This window comes from Kitasatospora sp. NPDC053308 (genome assembly GCF_055585785.1).
In genome coordinates this window covers 107,539-122,969 of the sequence record NZ_JBVJJY010000007.1, presented here as the reverse complement: position 1 = coordinate 122,969, position 15,431 = coordinate 107,539, and the positions used below count along the sequence as shown (strand labels likewise).

The window sequence follows — 15,431 nt, the reverse complement described above, 5'->3', positions numbered from 1 at the left end:
TCTCCTCTCGACGGCTTCACCCGGTGGCGGACGGTGCGGCGCCGGAGTCGTCCGGCGTGCCCGCTCCGGCGTCGACGTCCAGGCCGTCCAGCGCGTCCAGCGATTGCAGCAGATCCGGCAGGGGGATCCGGCCGCTGGCGACCACCCGGGCGCCTCCCCGGCGCAGGGCGGTGGCGAACGGCGCGGCCCAGGTGTTCTCGTACACGAGCACCCCGGCGGAGTTCCCGGGCTCGATGACGCCGCCGGCCTCGCCCAGGTCCTCGGCGTCGAGCAGTCCGGAGCCGGCGCCCTCGAAGACGGCCAGGTCCAGCCGGCCGTCGCCGTCGAAGTCGGCCAGTTCCATCCCCGTGACGGTGCCGTCCGTGTCCTTGCGCACGAACGCGAAGTCCAGGATGCGGATCACACCCCGGTCCACCAGGTCGATCAGCAGCGGAAGCCCCTCCCCGGTCATCCGGTTGCCGGGGAACTCGACCACCAGGTAGTCGATGGGCCCGGTCTCGACGAGGTCGTCCTCGGCCATGGCGGTGCTCCTTCCGACGTGGGAGTCCGTCGCCCGGCCCACCGGCCCGGGCGTCGTCTCGACGCTAGGCGCGGCCGTCCGCCCGGGGATCACCTGCCCGGGGTGAGCCGACGGCCGGCTGCGGCCCCGGCGGTGCGGGTACCGGGGCGGCCCCGGAGGCGGGGGCGGGCTGCTCCGGGCGGCCCAACCCGGCGAGCCGAGGACGGCACGCGCGGCGTGAATGGTGGACAGCGGCGCCAAGGCCGCGTGTCGACCGTCGGGAGAGCCGTTGAACGGGCCGCTGGAACCCCCACCGCCGGAGCCGGCTCCGGACGGTCCGCGCGACGGGGCCACCGCCGGGGCGCGGCGCCCCTCCCTGGCCTCGCGGGTCGTCCGGAGCACCGCGTCGGCCGTGCTGATCACCTTGACCTGCATCCTGGTGCCGGTGTCGCTGCTCACCGTCTGGGTGCACGACATCGCGCTGGACACCGACCGGTACGTCTCCACGGTGGCTCCGCTGGCGACCGATCCCGCGATCCAGGACGCTGCGGTCGCCCGGATCACGCAGGCGGTGGACGTGAAGGTCGACGGCCCGGCCGTCGCCTCCGACCTGGCGGCCTGGCTGCAGTCCCAAGGGCTGCCGCCCAGGGCCGCCTCGGCGGTCAAGGCGCTCGGGCCCAAACTGGACGACGCGGTGGACCAGGTGGTCGGCCGGGCGGCGACCCGGGTCGTGCACAGCGACGCCTTCGTCACCGTGTGGACCCAGGCGAACCGCGCCGGTCACGCGGCCGTGGTGCACGCGCTCACCGGTGAGGGCCGCGGCGCGATCGGGGTCAGCGACGGCACCGTCACCCTGGACGTCGGGGCGGCCGTCGACCGGCTGAAGGACGAACTGGTGGCCGCCGGCCTGACCCCGGCCGAGAAGATCCCGGACGTGGACAAGCACCTGGTGCTGTTCCAGTCCGACAAACTGGCCAAGATCCGCGGCGGTGCCCACGCCCTGGACGTGGTCGGCAACTGGATGCCCGTCCTCACCGTGCTGCTCGGCGCCGCCGGCGTCCTGCTGGCCCGGCGCCGACGCCGGGCGCTGGTGACCTCCGCGCTCGGCGCGGCGGGCGGCTGCCTGGTGGTCGCGATCGCGCTGGTGATCGCCCGGCACTACTACCTCGACCACCTGCCCCCGGCCGTGCAGTCCCCGGCCGCGGCGGCGACGGTCTTCGACACGCTGCTGCGCTTCCTGCGGGTCAGCCTGCGCACCGCGATCGTCCTGGGCGTCGTGGTGGCCCTCGGTGCCTACCTCTCCGGCGCGGGACGGCTGCCGCGCGCCGTCCGCGGCCGGGCCGACCACGTCGCGGACTCGGTGGCGGGCTGGAGCGACGCGCACGGCGTGCGCACCGGCCGGGTCGGGACCTGGACCGACGCCCACCGGCGCGCGCTGGTGCTGGTGGCGCTGCTGATCATCGCCCTGGTGTTCGCCCTGTGGAACCACCCGACCGTGCTGACGGTCCTGCTGCTGGTCCTGGTCCTGCTCGCGGTGATCGCCGTCCTGGCGCTGCTCGCGGCCTCCGGGCGGGTCGGCACCGGCACCCCGCCGGCGGCCACGGCGGCCACGGAGCCCGCGCCGCCGGGCCCGCCCACGCCCCCCGGTGCGCCCGGCCCACCCGCGCCGCCCGGGTGAGCGCACCCCGGGGGGCCGTCCGGTCCCGCGCGGAGGGCCGGCCAGCCCACGACAGCTCCGCGGCCCGGTCTTACCGTGAAGTCAGGGCTTGCTTCCCGGCTCTGCCGCGAGCCGAGGCCGGTGGGCGCCGTCTCCCCGTCGTCGGGGGCGCCCCCTCCCGATCGCGGTCGGCGAAGCGGTCGTCACCGAAGGAGTCGATGTCATGACCAGCAGTGTGAGCAGCACCAGCCACGTTGCACCCGAGGGCGAACGCCGCCCCTTCGCGAGCGGCTGGACCATCTTCGCCGCCGTGATGCTGATCGCCGGCGGCATCATGGCGATCTTCCAGGGCATCTCGGCCATCACCAAGGACGACCTGATCGTCGTCACCCGCAACTACGTGTACCAGATGAACACCGCGGGGTGGGGATGGATCCACCTCATCCTCGGCATCGTCGTCGTCCTCGCGGGCGCGGCGCTCTTCAGCGGTGCCACCTGGGCCCGGGCGGTCGGCGTCGTCGTCGCCGCGCTGGGAATGATCGCCAACTTCCTGTGGCTGCCGTACTACCCGTTCTGGGCCATCGTCCTCATCGCGATCGACGCGTTCGTCATCTGGGCGCTGTGCGTCGGCACCACCAGGAAACCCGCTTGACCGCAACCGCGGGCCCCGCGCCCGCGACGCCGCCCCGTCGACCGGACCCAGCCGGTCGACGGGGCGGCGGCCGTTGACGGGCCCTCAGCCGGAGGGCGCGGCCGAGGGGAGGAGGCGCGGGGCGCCCGGTGGCGGGGTGCGCGCAGGCGTCGGCCATCGGGCACGGCGGCCGCGCGACGGCGGGACGGGTTTGGCGGGCGGGCCGGGGAATCTTGTATGGTTCCTGGCGAATCATCCAGAGGGGTGGAGGGACCGGCCCTACGAAGCCCCGGCAACTCCCCGGTCGACCCGGCGTCCGAAGTACGCGCCGTGCCGCCCGGGATCAGTGCCAACTCCGGCCTGTCGCCACTGTGGCGCGGGAAAGATGAGGAGACACGGTGCTCTCTGTGCTGTCCTTCGCCCGGGCGCTTCCCGCCCCGGCCCTTCCGCGTACCCGTCTCGTGCCCGGCGCAGGCGATCGGCCGACTTCCCCGGCCCGCCCCCGCTGACCACACCCCCACGGCTCCCCACCCGGAGCCTGCGCGAGCGCGGCCGTCCGCCGCTCGCGGATTCGAGACGGAGTACCCATCCATGCAGAACACGAGCGGCGTCGGCGTGCTCGACAAGATCACCTCGATCCTCGGCACCCTGGAGGCCGGCCCGGCCACGCTGGGCGGACTCGTCGCCGCCACCGGCCTGGCGCGGCCCACCGCGCACCGGCTCGCGGTCGCGCTCGAACACCACCGGCTGGTCAGCCGGGACCTGCAGGGCCGGTTCGTCCTCGGCCCCCGGATCGGCGAGCTCTCGGCGGCCGCCGGGGAGGACCGGCTGCTGGCCGCGGCCGGCTCGGTCCTCGCCCACCTGCGGGACGTCACCGGCGAGAGCGCCCAGCTGTACCGCCGTCAGGGCGAGATCCGGATCTGCGTGGCCGCCGCCGAGCGGCTCTCCGGGCTGCGCGACACCGTCCCGGTGGGGATCACGCTGCCCATGAAGGTCGGGTCCGCCGCCCAGGTGCTGCTGGCCTGGGAGGAGCCCGAGCGGCTGCACCGCGGCCTGCAGGGCGCGCGCTTCACGGCCACCGCGCTGAGCGGCGTACGGCGCCGGGGCTGGGCCCAGTCGATCGGCGAGCGCGAGCTCGGGGTGGCCTCCGTCTCGGCTCCGGTGCGCGGGCCGTCCAACCGGGTGGTGGCCGCCGTCTCGGTCTCCGGCCCGATCGAACGGCTCACCCGCCACCCCGGCGCCCAGCTCTCCCAGGCCGTGATCGAGGCGGCGAACCGGCTCACCGAGGCGCTGCGGAACCCGTGACCGGCCGGGTCCGCCCGCCCCTGCGCGCCGTACGGCTCAGGGCCCTGGTCCGCGGCAGCGGGAGGCGCGGGGGAACCGGCCGGGAACCGGCCGGGGACTGGGCGTCGGGGTGCCGACCGACACCCCGCACGGCGCCGACCCGGCCGCCGGGACGGACCGCGCGGCGCCGACCTCGATCTGAGCGGTGTTCGGCAGCACGAAGGAGGGCGGTCCGGCGGGGGCCGGCGTGCCGGCCCCCGGAGGCGCCATCGTCGCCTCGCGCCCGGCTCGGGCCGACCGCGTCCTGGTCCGAACGCCTCCGGCGCGGGGCCCCGTCCGCCTCCCGCCCGGGTCCGTTCGTCCGCCGTCCGGCCGCCCCCCGCCCTCGGGACCACGCCCGCCGCCAGGGCCGCGGTCCGCTTGTGAGGCCCGCGTGAAGGTGGCGGGTGGGGCCGGTGATCGGCCGTTGATCGGGCGTAGACGGCGAGCCTGGAGCATCGGGAGCCGGAGGGAACCGGTTCGCGGGCCACAGCCTGATCACCGGGTCCCGTGCGACCGGACCACGGGCCGCGCGGGTGCCCAGTGCTGCGGCCGTCGGACCGGACCTCCGGTGAGTGTCCGAACCACGGAAGGGCAGACGAGGCATGGACAGCGGGCAGTCGGTGCAAGCGGTGAGGACGGCGGCGGGCTTCGGCGAGCTGCTGCGGGTACGGCGTGAGCGGATCGGGCTGACCCAGCAGTGCCTGGCCGACCACGCGACCCTCAGCGTGCGGGCGATCCGGGACATGGAGAGCGGCCGGGTGCGCCGCCCCCGCAACGAGACCGTCCGGCTGCTGGCGGACGCGTTGCGGCTGGAGGGCCGCAGCCGAGCGGACTTCGAGGAGGCCGCCCGCCGCCACCCGCTCGCCGGCGAGCCGGTGATGCCCCCGGCCCCGGCCGCCCCGCCGGTGCCGCGCGGGGCGATGGTCGGCCGGGAGATGGAGACCGACGTGCTGGCCGACGCCTTCGCGGTGCACGGGGACCGGCTGGTGGCACTCGTCGGGCTCGGCGGGGTGGGCAAGACCAGGCTCGCCCTGGAGGTGGCCCACCGGCTGCACCAGGGCGCCCGCTGGCCGGTCCGCTGGGTCGACTGCGGCGGCGGCCCGCACCCCTGGCGCGGCCTGCCGGCCGACGTCGTCCGGGACATCGGCGAGCGGCCCGCCCTGCTGGTGCTGGACGGCGCCGACGGCGGGGTGGACGCCGGGCAGCTCGACGGACTGTTCCACCACTGCCCCGGCCTGCGGGTGCTGATCACCGCCCGGGAAGCCCGGCCGCTGCCCGGCTGCCAGGTCATCCCGCTCGCTCCGCTCCCCGTACCGGCCCCCGAACTCGACGCCCGACCCGAGGCGTTGGCCCAGGTCGGCGCCGTGCGGCTGCTGCTCTCGCACCTGTGCCGGCTGCGCCCCGGCTACGCCCTGGAACGCTCCGAGGCGCCGGCCGTCGCCGAGCTCTGCCGCCACCTGGACGGCCTGCCGGGCGCCCTGGAGCGTGCGGCGGGCTGGGCGCTGGTGCAGTCCACCGGCCAGCTGCTGGCCCGGCTGGCGGCCTCCCCGTTCACGCTGGCGGCGCCGCCGCTGGTGTACGGCGCGCGCGGAGACGTCCGGGACGAGGTGGAGCCCGCCATCCGAAGACTGACGGAGCGTCAACGCGCGCTGCTGGACGTCCTGGTGGACGAGCCGGGGGACTGGTCCGGGGAGGACGCGGTGGCCCGCAGCGGCTGGGCGCCGCAGACCTGCCTGGCGACCGTGCACGAGCTGCTGTCGCGCGGGCTGATCCGCAGCGTGCCCGCGCGGGACGGCGTGCGCTTCACCGTGCTCAACCTCTGCCGCCGCCTCGTCCGGGAGGAGCCGGGGCTGCGGCTCGCCCCGACCGGGGACGTCCCGCTGCTGGCCGTCGCGGGCTGAGCGGCGGCCCCGCCGCCTCCGGGGTGTCGCCAGGGGGCCGGCCGCCGTGCGGCAGCGCCGGTGCCGTGGGCGGCCGCCGATTCTGCCGCAAGGTGCCGCAGGACCTGCCGCTTGCCCGGGCCGGGCGTTCCTAACGTTCTCGGTGGGGCCGGGCCGTCGCGGAACACGCGCCGGAACTCCGGACCGCCGGCCGGGGCGTCGGCGGAATTCCATCGCCGATCTCTACCGATGAGGGCTGAGTTGTGGAGCACGCAAACGCCGAACACGGCGGGCTGGACGTCGTCGTGACGACGACGGCCTCGGATTCGCACACCTGGAACCTGGTGTTCCTGCAGCTCCTGCTGGAGGAAATGGGCCACCGGGTGACCAATCTGGGCGCCTGCGTCCCGGACGCCCTGCTGCTCGCCGAATGCCGCCGGATCGAACCCGACCTGATCGTGATCAGCAGCGTCAACGGGCACGGCCACCAGGAGGGCCTGCGGGTCGCCCCCGCGCTGCGCGCTTGCCCGGAGCTGCGGAGCACCCCGACCGTCATCGGCGGCAAGCTCGGCATCGCCGGGGCCGACGACCCCGACCGTGAACGGTCGTTGCTGGCGGCCGGCTTCGACGCCGTCTTCGAGGAGGACAGCTCGGTCGAGGCCTTCCGCGCGTTCGTCGACGGGCTGCGCACCCGGGTGCTGCTGTGACCGGTTTCGGCGCGTTCGTCGCGCAGGCCGCGGAGGCCGGCGCGCTGGTGGTGCAGCCCCGGATGGGCATGGCGGAGGCCGCGCCGATGCGGGCGGGCCTGCTCGCCACCCGGGGGGCGGCCGCCGTCACCGTCGGCACCATCACGCTGGACAGCTACACCCGCACCGGCGACCTCGACATGGCGCGGCGCGCCCTGGCCGCCGGGGCGGGCCTCAACGGCTACCCGATCGCCACCCACCCGGTGGAGGTCACCCGGGCGGTGCTGCACGGGGTCGCGGACGCGGGCTTCCCGGTGCAGGTCCGGCACGGCTCGGCGGCGCCGGAGGGGATCGTCCGGGCGCTGCTCGCGGCCGGCCTGGACGCCACCGAGGGCGGGCCGGTCTCCTACTGCCTGCCCTACGGCCGCACCCCGCTGCACGAGGCGGTGGCCCGCTGGCGGACCAGCTGCGAACTCCTCGCCGCTCGGCGGGAGTCCGGCGCCGAGCCGCACCTGGAGACCTTCGGCGGCTGCATGATGGGCCAGCTCTGCCCGCCCTCGCTGCTGATCGCCATCAGCGTGCTGGAGGCGCTGTTCTTCCGTCAGCACGGGCTGTGCAGCATCTCGCTCAGCTACGCCCAGCAGGCCAACGCCCGGCAGGACGAGGAGGCGCTGGCCGCACTCGGCCGGATCGCGGACGACCTGCTCGCGGACGTCGACCGGCACCTCGTGGTGTACGCCTACATGGGCGTGTACCCGCGCTCGCCCGGCGGAGCCCGGCTGCTGCTGGAGGACGCGGCGCGGCTCGCCGTGCGCGGCGGCGCCGCCCGGCTGATCGTCAAGACCACGGCGGAGGCGCACCGCATCCCGACCGTCGCCGAGAACGTCCGCGCGCTGGAGGCCGCCGCCGCGGCCGCCACCGCCGAGCGGGCCCGCCCCCGGCCCGCCGCCGCACCGGACACCGGCATCGAGGCCGAGGCCAGGGCGCTGATCGGCGCGGTGCTCGACCTGGACGCCGACCTCGGGCGGGCCCTGGTCCGGGCGTTCGCGGCCGGCTACCTGGACGTGCCGTACTGCCTGCACCCCGACAACGCCGGGCGCACCCGCAGCTCGCTGGGCCCGGACGGGCGGCTGTCCTGGTCCGCGGTCGGCTCGATGCCGATCGCCGGACTCGTCGAGGGCGGGCGGCCGCCGATCCTCGGCTCGGCCGGGCTGCTGGCCGCGCTCTCCCACGTCCAGCGGCGCTACGACGGCGGCGACGCGCCGGCGGGCGCGGCGCCCGTCCCCCGGGGGCTGCCCGCCGTGCGCTGAGGCCGCGCGGTGCCGAACCGTACGAGGCGCACGGCCCGTACGCGGCGGCGCTCGTACGCGGTGCCGAGCCCGTCGCGGCGCCGGTCCGCGCGCGCACCGAAGCCTCCCGACACCAGACCGTCCGCGAGACACCGTCCGCGAGACACCGCCCCCGAGAGACCGTCCCCGAGGCACCGCCCCCGAGGCACCGCCCCCGAGAGACCCTCGCCGAGAGAAGAGGACCCCGACCATGCCCGACTCCACCCCCCAGCCCCCGGTGCCGCCGACCGATCCGGGCCGCCACCTGACCGCGCCGGCCACCCGGAGCACGCTCCGGATCCAGCAGCAACTGCTCACCGCCGCCCGCGAGTTCCTGCGCGGCCAGGGCTTCACCGAACTGCTGCCGCCGATCATCGGCCCGGTCACCGACCCGGGCGCGCGCGGCTCCAAGCAGGTGGACATCGACTTCTACGGCCACCGCTACAAGCTGATGACCAGCGCGATCCTGTACAAGCAGGCCTCGCTGCTCGCCTTCGACAAGATCTTCTGCATCGCCCCGAACGTCCGCCTGGAGCCGCTGGAGACCGCCGGGACCAGCCGGCACCTGGCCGAGTTCCACCAGCTGGACGTGGAGGTCGCCGGCGCGAGCCGGGACGACGTCGTCCAGCTGGCCGAGGACCTGGTGGTCCACATGGTCGACAGCGTGCTGCGCGAGCTGCCCAAGGAGTTCGCCGAACTCGGCCGGGACCCGCAGGCGTTCGCCGAGCTGCTCCAGGGCTCCTTCGGCCGGATCCGGCACGCCGAGGCGGTCACCGAGCTGCGCGGCGTCGGGCACCCGCAGAGCCCCGACGCCGAACTCGATTGGGAGGGCGAGGCGCTGCTCTCGGCCCGGCGCGACCGGCCGTTCTTCGTCACCGACTACCCGAAGGGCTCGCGCGGCTTCTACGACCGCGAGCACCCGGACGATCCGGGCCTGCTGCGGAACTTCGACCTGCTCGCGCCCGAGGGCTACGGCGAGCTGTGCAGCGGCAGCCAGCGCACCAACGACTACGCGGAGATCGTCACCCGGATGCGGGAGACCGGCGAGAACCCGCAGAAGTACCGCTGGTACCTGGACCTGGTGCGCGAGGGCGTGCCGGCCAGCGCGGGCTTCGGCATCGGGGTCGAGCGGCTCACCCGCTACGTCGCCGGGCTGGACGCGGTCTGGCAGGCCAGCGCGTTCCCCAAGGTCGCGGGGGTGGTGTCACCGTGAGCCCGAGGACGGCCACGAGCGGGGAGCGGCTGAACGCCCCGGCCGAGCGCGGCGAGAAGGGCCTCACCGCGCCCGGGTTCCCCGAGGAGGAGGTCCGGCGGCGGGCCCGGGTCGGCGCGGCGGCGGCGTTCCCGCCCGCCGAGGAGTACGGGCACGTGCTGTTCGGCGCCGACCGTACGGACCGGACGGCCGCCGGCGGCGCGCCGGACGCCCTGGACGCGCTGCGGATCGTCCCGCCGCTGTTCCTGCCGCAACGGCTCGCCAAGCTGATCGACCTGGGCCGCGAGCCCGACTACCGGGACGTCGAACTCGCCACCCCCGTCGGCGGTTTCGCCTCCGCGCTGCCGGTGTACGTGTCCGCGACCGGCTCCACCCGGGCGGCCGGCGGCGATCTGGGACTGGCCCTGAGCCGGCAGGCCGGGGCGCTCGGGATCCCGATGGTGGTCGGCGAGAACGTGGTGCCGGTCAACGGCTACGGCCGGCTCGGCGAGGCCGCCGACCGCACGCTGCTCGGCCGGCTGCGCGCCTACGCCGAGGAACTCCCGGACGGGCTCGGCGGCGTGGCCGTCCAGCAGAGCACCGAGGACGCCGACGCCGAGGTGTGGAACCTCGTGCACAGCGACCCGGCCGCCCTGCCACTGCTCGAATCCGGCCGCCTGGCCTTCGAGTTGAAGGTCGGCCAGGGAGCCAAACCCGGCCTGGGCGGGATGACCGTGCTGGACCCCGAGGCGGCCGCCGCGCTCGGCGACCGCTTCGGGCTGGACCCGCTGTTCCCCGACGGCCGGGTGCTGCGCGCCGCGACCCCGGGCACCTTCACCGCGGAGATCCTGCGCCAGCAGATCCGGCTGATGCGCAACAACTACCCGCGGGTGCGGATCTGGGTGAAGCTCTACCCCGGCCGGGACGTGGCCGAGGCCGCCCGGGTGGCGCACGAGGCCGGTGCGGACGCCGTCGTGGTGGACGGCGCCGAGGGCGGCACGGGCTGGGCGCCCGGGGTGTTCCTGCCGCACGTCGGTCTGCCGCTGGCGGAGTGCCTGCGCCGGCTGGCGGCCGACCCGCCGCCGAGCCTGCTGGTCTCCGGGCGGATCTGGGAGGGCGCCCGGGCGGTCAAGAGCCTGGCGCTGGGGGCCCGCGCGGTGGGCCTCGGGCGCGCGGCGCTGTTGGCCGTCGCGGAGGACCGGGAATCCGGCCTCCGGCGTTTCGCGGAATGCCTGGCGCTGGAGCTCCGACTGCTGATCAGTTCGCTCGGAAAGTATGCTCCGGCCGCTCTCGACGCGGCAGACGTCTGGTCTCCCGAGGGATTCTGAAAAACCCCGGCTGGTAGCTCCGGCCTGCCCGGGGAGCGGCATGAAGAACATGCCGATTTCCTTCCGCTCATTCTGCCGATAGGGCCTTCCGATTCCCCCTATCGTCGCTTCCGTCGCCGATTAATCTCACGATCTGGGGTTGGATGATGTCCTCACGCGGTTTTCCCCTCGAATCCACGGCCGCCGAATTCGCGCCGTTCGCCGCCGCCGTCCGCCGCTTTCCCGAGCGGCCGGCCGTCCGGGCCGGCGGGCGGACCCTCAGCTACCGGGAGCTGGACGGCCTGACCGCCGCCCTCGCCGCCCGGCTCGCCCCCGGGCGCACGGTCGCCGTCACCGGCCGCGACCGGCTGGACCACGTGGTCGCGCTGCTGGCGGTCCTGCGGGCGGGCGCCACCTATTTGCCGCTGGACCGGGAGGCCCCCGAGGAGCGCAACCGCTGGATCGCCGAGGACGCCGGGGCCTCCCTCGCCCTGCACGGCGAGGAGCTCACCGTGATCGGGGCGGGGGCGGACGCCGGCGCCGGCTACGTCATCTACACCTCCGGCACCACCGGCCGCCCCAAGGGCGTCCACGTGCCGCTCGCCGCGCTCACCGGCCACCTGGCCGCTGTGGTCGGGACCTTCGGCCTGACCGAGCGGGACGTCGTGCTGCAGTTCGCCCGCCCGACCGTGGACGTGGCGGTGGAGCAGGTGCTCGGCGCGCTGACCGCCGGGGCCTGCCTGGTCCTGCCGGAGCAGCGGCTCCTCGCCCCGGCCGAGCTGCTGGACCTGCTGGACGACGAGGGCGTCACCGTCGCCAACCTGGCGGCCGGCTACTTCCAGGACGTGGTGGCGGCGCTCGGCGACCGGGTGCCGCGCACCCTGCGGCTGATGATCTCGGGCAGCGACAAGCTGGAGCCCGCGACCGCCGCCGCCTGGTGGGCGGCGACCGGGGTGCCGCTGCTCAACGCGTACGGACCGACCGAAACCGTGGTCACCGCCACCGCCCACCGGCTGGCCGGCGGGCAGGACGGCCCGGCGGCCCGGGTGCCGATCGGCAGCGCGCTCGGCGCCCGGCGGCTCTACGTCCTGGACGAGCGGCTGCGGCCGGTGCCGCCCGGCGAGAGCGGCGAACTGTACGTCGGCGGGCCGCTGTTGGCCTCCGGCTACCTGGGCCGCCCCGGCCTCACCGCCGACCGCTTCGTCGCGGACCCGTTCGCCGGGGCGTCCGCGGCGGCCTCCGACGGGCCCCAGGACGGCCCGGCCGCCCGGATGTACCGCACCGGCGACGTGGTGCGCCGCACCGCGGAGGACGGCCCGCTGGAGTTCCTCGGCCGCAGCGACCACCAGGTGAAGATCCGCGGCTTCCGGGTGGAGCCCGGCGAGGTCGAGCAGGTGCTGGCCGGGTACCCCGGCGTCACCGGCTGCGTCGTGGTGGCGCACGAGGGCCGGCTGGCCGCGTACGTGACCGGCGCCGCCCCGGGGTACGCCGAGCTCCGGCCCTGGCTGGCCGAGCGGCTGCCCGAGCACATGGTCCCGGCGACGCTCACCGCGCTGGAGGCCTTCCCGTTGACCGCCGGCGGCAAGGTGGACCGCGCGGCCCTGCCCGAGCCGCAGTCCGCGCCCGCCGGCAAGCCGGCCGGCCGCCCGCCGCGCACCCCCGCCGAGCAACTGATCGCCGCGGTCTGGGCGGACGTGCTCGGGGTGCCCGAGGTCGGCGCCGACGACAACTTCTTCCACCTGGGCGGCGATTCGCTGACCGCCGTCCGCGTGGTGGGCCGGGTCTTCGACGTCTTCGGCATGGTGTCGCCGTACACCATCTTCGACGCGCCGACGCTGGCCGAGTTCGCCGCCGCGGTGAGTTCCGCGAGCGCGGGCGAGCGCCCGGAACTGGTCCGCCGGGGCGCCACCGAGGCGCCGTTGTCCAAGTTCCAGCGCGGTCTGTGGTTCCTGGACCAGTGGAACCCGGACGCGCCGACCTACGTGGTGCCCTGGGTGTTCCGCTTCGCCGGCCCGGTCGACCCCGAGCTGCTGCGGCGGGCGCTGGCCGGGGTGGTCGAGCGGCACGAGAGCCTGCGGACGACCTTCGAGCTCGCCGAGGACGGTCCGCGCCAGGTCGTCCACCCCGCCGTGGAGCTGCCGTTCACGCTCACCGACACCACCGCCGACGCGGTGGACGGGCTGGTCGCCGAGGCCGCGCTGGAGCCCTTCGACCTGGAGCGCGGACCGCTGGTGCGGGCCCGGGTGTTCCGCGCCGAGGGGGCGACCACACTGCTGCTGCTCCTCCACCACATCGTCTGGGACGAGGGCTCGCTGGCGGTGCTGGAGGCCGAACTCCGGGAGCTGTACGACGCGTTCGCCGAGGGCCGCCCGGCCGATCTGCCGGAACTCGCCGTCCAGTACGGCGACTACGCGGCCTGGCAGTACCAGGACGACACCGTCGAACGCCAACTCGACTACTGGCGGGACCAGTTGCGCGACGCGCCGACCGCCCCGGCGCTGGCACCGGAGCACCCCCGCCCGCAGGAGCAGGCCTTCCGCGGCGCCTTCCACCGCTTCGCCATGCCGGACCCGGTGGCCGAGGCCGTCCGCTCGCTCGCCCGCAGTGAGGACGCCACCCCGTTCATGGTGCTGCTCGCCGGGCTGGCGCTCACCCTGCACCGCCGCTCCGGGCAGCGCGACCTGGTGCTCGGCTCGCCGGTGAACGTCCGCGGCCGGGCCGAACTCGACGGCCTGATCGGCTACTTCGTCAACGTGCTGCCGCTGCGGCTGAAGCTGGAGGAGGGCGCCTCGTTCCGCGAGCTGGTCCGGCACGTGCGCGAGGTGTCGATCGGCGGCTACCGGCACCAGGAGGTGCCCTTCGACGACATCGCGAGCGCGGTGCTGGAGGAGCGGCCGGAGGACCGCAACCCGCTCTGCCAGGTGCTGCTGGAGCTGCACCCGCTGGACACCCGGCCGTTCACCGTCGGCGGCCACCCGGTCACCCGCGCCCTGCACTCCAACCCGGTCTCCCGGTTCGACCTGTCGGTCTCGGTGGACGACCTCGGCACCGGCTTCACCGGCCGCTTCGAGTACGACAGCGACCTCTTCGGCGCGGCCGGCATGGCCGCCCTGTGCGAGGAGTGGCTGGGCACCCTGGCCGCCGCCGTCGAGGTGCCGGTGCACGCGCTGTTCGAGGCCGGCGCCGCCCGCTCCCCGCAGGCCGCCGCCCTGATCGCCGGCGAACGGACCGTGACCTACGGTGAGTTGAACGCCGACGCGAACCGGCTCGCCCGCCACCTGGCCGGCCTCGGCATCGGCCGCGGCGACACCGTCGCGGTGCTGGCCGAGCGCGGGCCCGAGCTGGTCACCGCGCTGCTGGCGGCCCTGAAGACCGGCGCCGCCTACACCCTGCTCGACCCGGACTTCCCGGTCGAGCGGCTGGCCGCCGCGGTGGCCGACACCGGCGCCGCCGCGCTGGTCACCCACCGGCACGACGCCGAGCCGTTCACCGTCCGCCACCGGGTGGACCTGGACGCCTCGGCGGCCGAACTCGCCCGGTACGCCGGGCACGACCTGGGCCTGCCGGTCGGCGGCGACGACCTCGCCTGCGTGATGTTCACCTCCGGCTCCACCGGCCGCCCCAAGGGCGTGGCGGTGCCGCACCGGGCGCTCACCACCACCTACCTCGGCCAGGACTACGCCCGCTTCGGCCCGGAGGAGGTCTGGCTGCAGTGCTCGCCGGTCTCCTGGGACGCCTTCGCGCTGGAGCTCTACGGGGCGCTCTGCTTCGGCGGTGCCTGCGTCCTGCAGCCCGGTCAGCGGCCCGACCCGCAGACCATCGCCGAGCTGACCCGCCGCCACGGCGTCACCCAGCTCCAGCTCTCCGCCAGCCTGTTCAACTTCCTGCTGGAGGAGTTCCCGGAGACCTACGACGGCCTCAAGCTCGCCTTCACCGCCGGTGAGCGGGCCTCCGTCACCCATGTCGCCAAGGCCCTGGAGAACCACCCGGGCCTGGTGGTGGCCAACGGCTACGGCCCGGTCGAGAGCCTCGGCCTGACCACCTGCCACCGGGTCGACCCGGCCGGAGCGACCGGCGGCTCGGTGCCGATCGGCACCGCGCTGAACGGCAAGGGCATCCACGTCCTGGACGAGAACCTGTGCCCAGTCGAGCCCGGCGCGACCGGCGAGCTGTACGCCTCCGGCGGCGGCCTCGCCCACGGCTACCTCGGCCGGCCCGGCCTCACCGCCGAACGCTTCGTCGCCTCCCCGTTCGGCGCCCCGGGCGAGCGCCTCTACCGCACCGGTGACCTCGGGTACGTCAACGCCGAGGGGCTGCTGGAGGTCACCGGCCGGATCGACGACCAGATCAAGATCCGCGGCTTCCGGGTCGAGCCCGGCGAGATCGAGGACGCGCTCACCCGCCACCCGGCCGTCCGGGAGGCCGTGGTCGCCGTGCACGAGCCCGCCCCGGGCGACCGCCGGCTCGCCGCCTACGTCACCGCCGGCGCCGACGCCCCCGAGCCGGACGCCCTGCTCGACCACCTGGCCGCCCTGCTGCCCGAGCACATGGTGCCGGCCACCCTCGACGTCCTGGACGCCCTGCCGCTCAACCACAACGGCAAGGTCGACCGGCGGGCGCTGCCCGCCCCCGCCGGGCGCCGGGCCGCCGCGCCCGACCCGCTGACCGAGGCCGAACGGCTGGTCGCCGAGGCGATGCGCGAGGTGCTCGACCTCGCCGAGGTCGGCCGCGAGGACAACTTCTTCCGGATCGGCGGCAACTCGCTGGCCGCCGTCCGGGTCGCGATGCGGCTCTCCCGGGAGACCGGCACCCGCGTCCCTCCGCAACTGGTGTTCCGGGCCCGGACCGTGAGCGCCATCGCCGAACGGCTGGCCGCCCGATGACGGACCGCACCGCACACGACCGCACCGCACAGGAAGGGAACG

10 protein-coding genes and 1 riboswitch are annotated in these 15,431 nt (G+C 75.6%); of the genes, 9 read left to right on the top strand and 1 reads right to left on the bottom strand.

Features of this window, described 5'->3' with window-relative positions; all coding sequences use genetic code 11:
* Positions 1-16: 16 nt before the first annotated feature.
* A complete protein-coding gene (locus ACZ6Y7_RS18105; protein ID WP_465758878.1) occupies positions 17-520 on the bottom strand; it encodes a DUF6325 family protein in 504 nt (167 codons plus the stop codon).
* Positions 521-911: 391 nt separating this feature from the next.
* Between ACZ6Y7_RS18105 and ACZ6Y7_RS18100 the strand changes: the two genes are divergently transcribed.
* The 9 genes from ACZ6Y7_RS18100 (at position 912) to ACZ6Y7_RS18060 (ending at position 15,389) form a co-directional block, all read left to right on the top strand.
* Positions 912-2,177: a hypothetical protein gene (locus tag ACZ6Y7_RS18100; RefSeq protein ID WP_465758877.1), complete on the top strand. Its 1,266-nt coding sequence runs from the start codon at positions 912-914 to the stop codon at positions 2,175-2,177.
* 202 nt (positions 2,178-2,379) lie between these two features.
* A complete protein-coding gene (locus tag ACZ6Y7_RS18095) occupies positions 2,380-2,808 on the top strand; it encodes a DUF7144 family membrane protein (RefSeq protein ID WP_465758876.1) in 429 nt (142 codons plus the stop codon).
* A gap of 228 nt (positions 2,809-3,036) precedes the next feature.
* Positions 3,037-3,179, top strand: a riboswitch (SAM riboswitch).
* A 199-nt stretch (positions 3,180-3,378) separates the two neighbouring features.
* Positions 3,379-4,092: an IclR family transcriptional regulator gene (locus ACZ6Y7_RS18090; RefSeq protein WP_465758875.1), complete on the top strand. Its 714-nt coding sequence runs from the start codon at positions 3,379-3,381 to the stop codon at positions 4,090-4,092.
* A 623-nt stretch (positions 4,093-4,715) separates the two neighbouring features.
* Complete coding sequence (locus ACZ6Y7_RS18085) at positions 4,716-6,014, top strand: helix-turn-helix domain-containing protein (RefSeq protein ID WP_465758874.1); 1,299 nt, start codon at positions 4,716-4,718, stop codon at positions 6,012-6,014.
* A 242-nt stretch (positions 6,015-6,256) separates the two neighbouring features.
* Positions 6,257-6,700 (top strand): cobalamin B12-binding domain-containing protein, encoded by a 444-nt coding sequence (locus ACZ6Y7_RS18080; RefSeq protein ID WP_465758873.1) that lies wholly within the window; start codon positions 6,257-6,259, stop codon positions 6,698-6,700.
* Positions 6,697-7,989: a methylaspartate mutase gene (locus tag ACZ6Y7_RS18075; protein WP_465758872.1), complete on the top strand. Its 1,293-nt coding sequence runs from the start codon at positions 6,697-6,699 to the stop codon at positions 7,987-7,989. Before ACZ6Y7_RS18080 ends, ACZ6Y7_RS18075 begins: the two co-directional genes overlap by 4 nt.
* Before the next feature lie 229 nt (positions 7,990-8,218).
* Positions 8,219-9,220 (top strand): asparagine synthetase A, encoded by a 1,002-nt coding sequence (locus ACZ6Y7_RS18070; protein ID WP_465758871.1) that lies wholly within the window; start codon positions 8,219-8,221, stop codon positions 9,218-9,220.
* 29 nt (positions 9,221-9,249) lie between these two features.
* Positions 9,250-10,527, top strand: a complete 1,278-nt coding sequence (locus ACZ6Y7_RS18065; protein ID WP_465759120.1) for a glutamate synthase-related protein — start codon at positions 9,250-9,252, stop codon at positions 10,525-10,527.
* A 143-nt stretch (positions 10,528-10,670) separates the two neighbouring features.
* A complete protein-coding gene (locus tag ACZ6Y7_RS18060; protein WP_465758870.1) occupies positions 10,671-15,389 on the top strand; it encodes an amino acid adenylation domain-containing protein in 4,719 nt (1,572 codons plus the stop codon).
* The last annotated feature ends 42 nt before the right edge of the window (positions 15,390-15,431 follow it).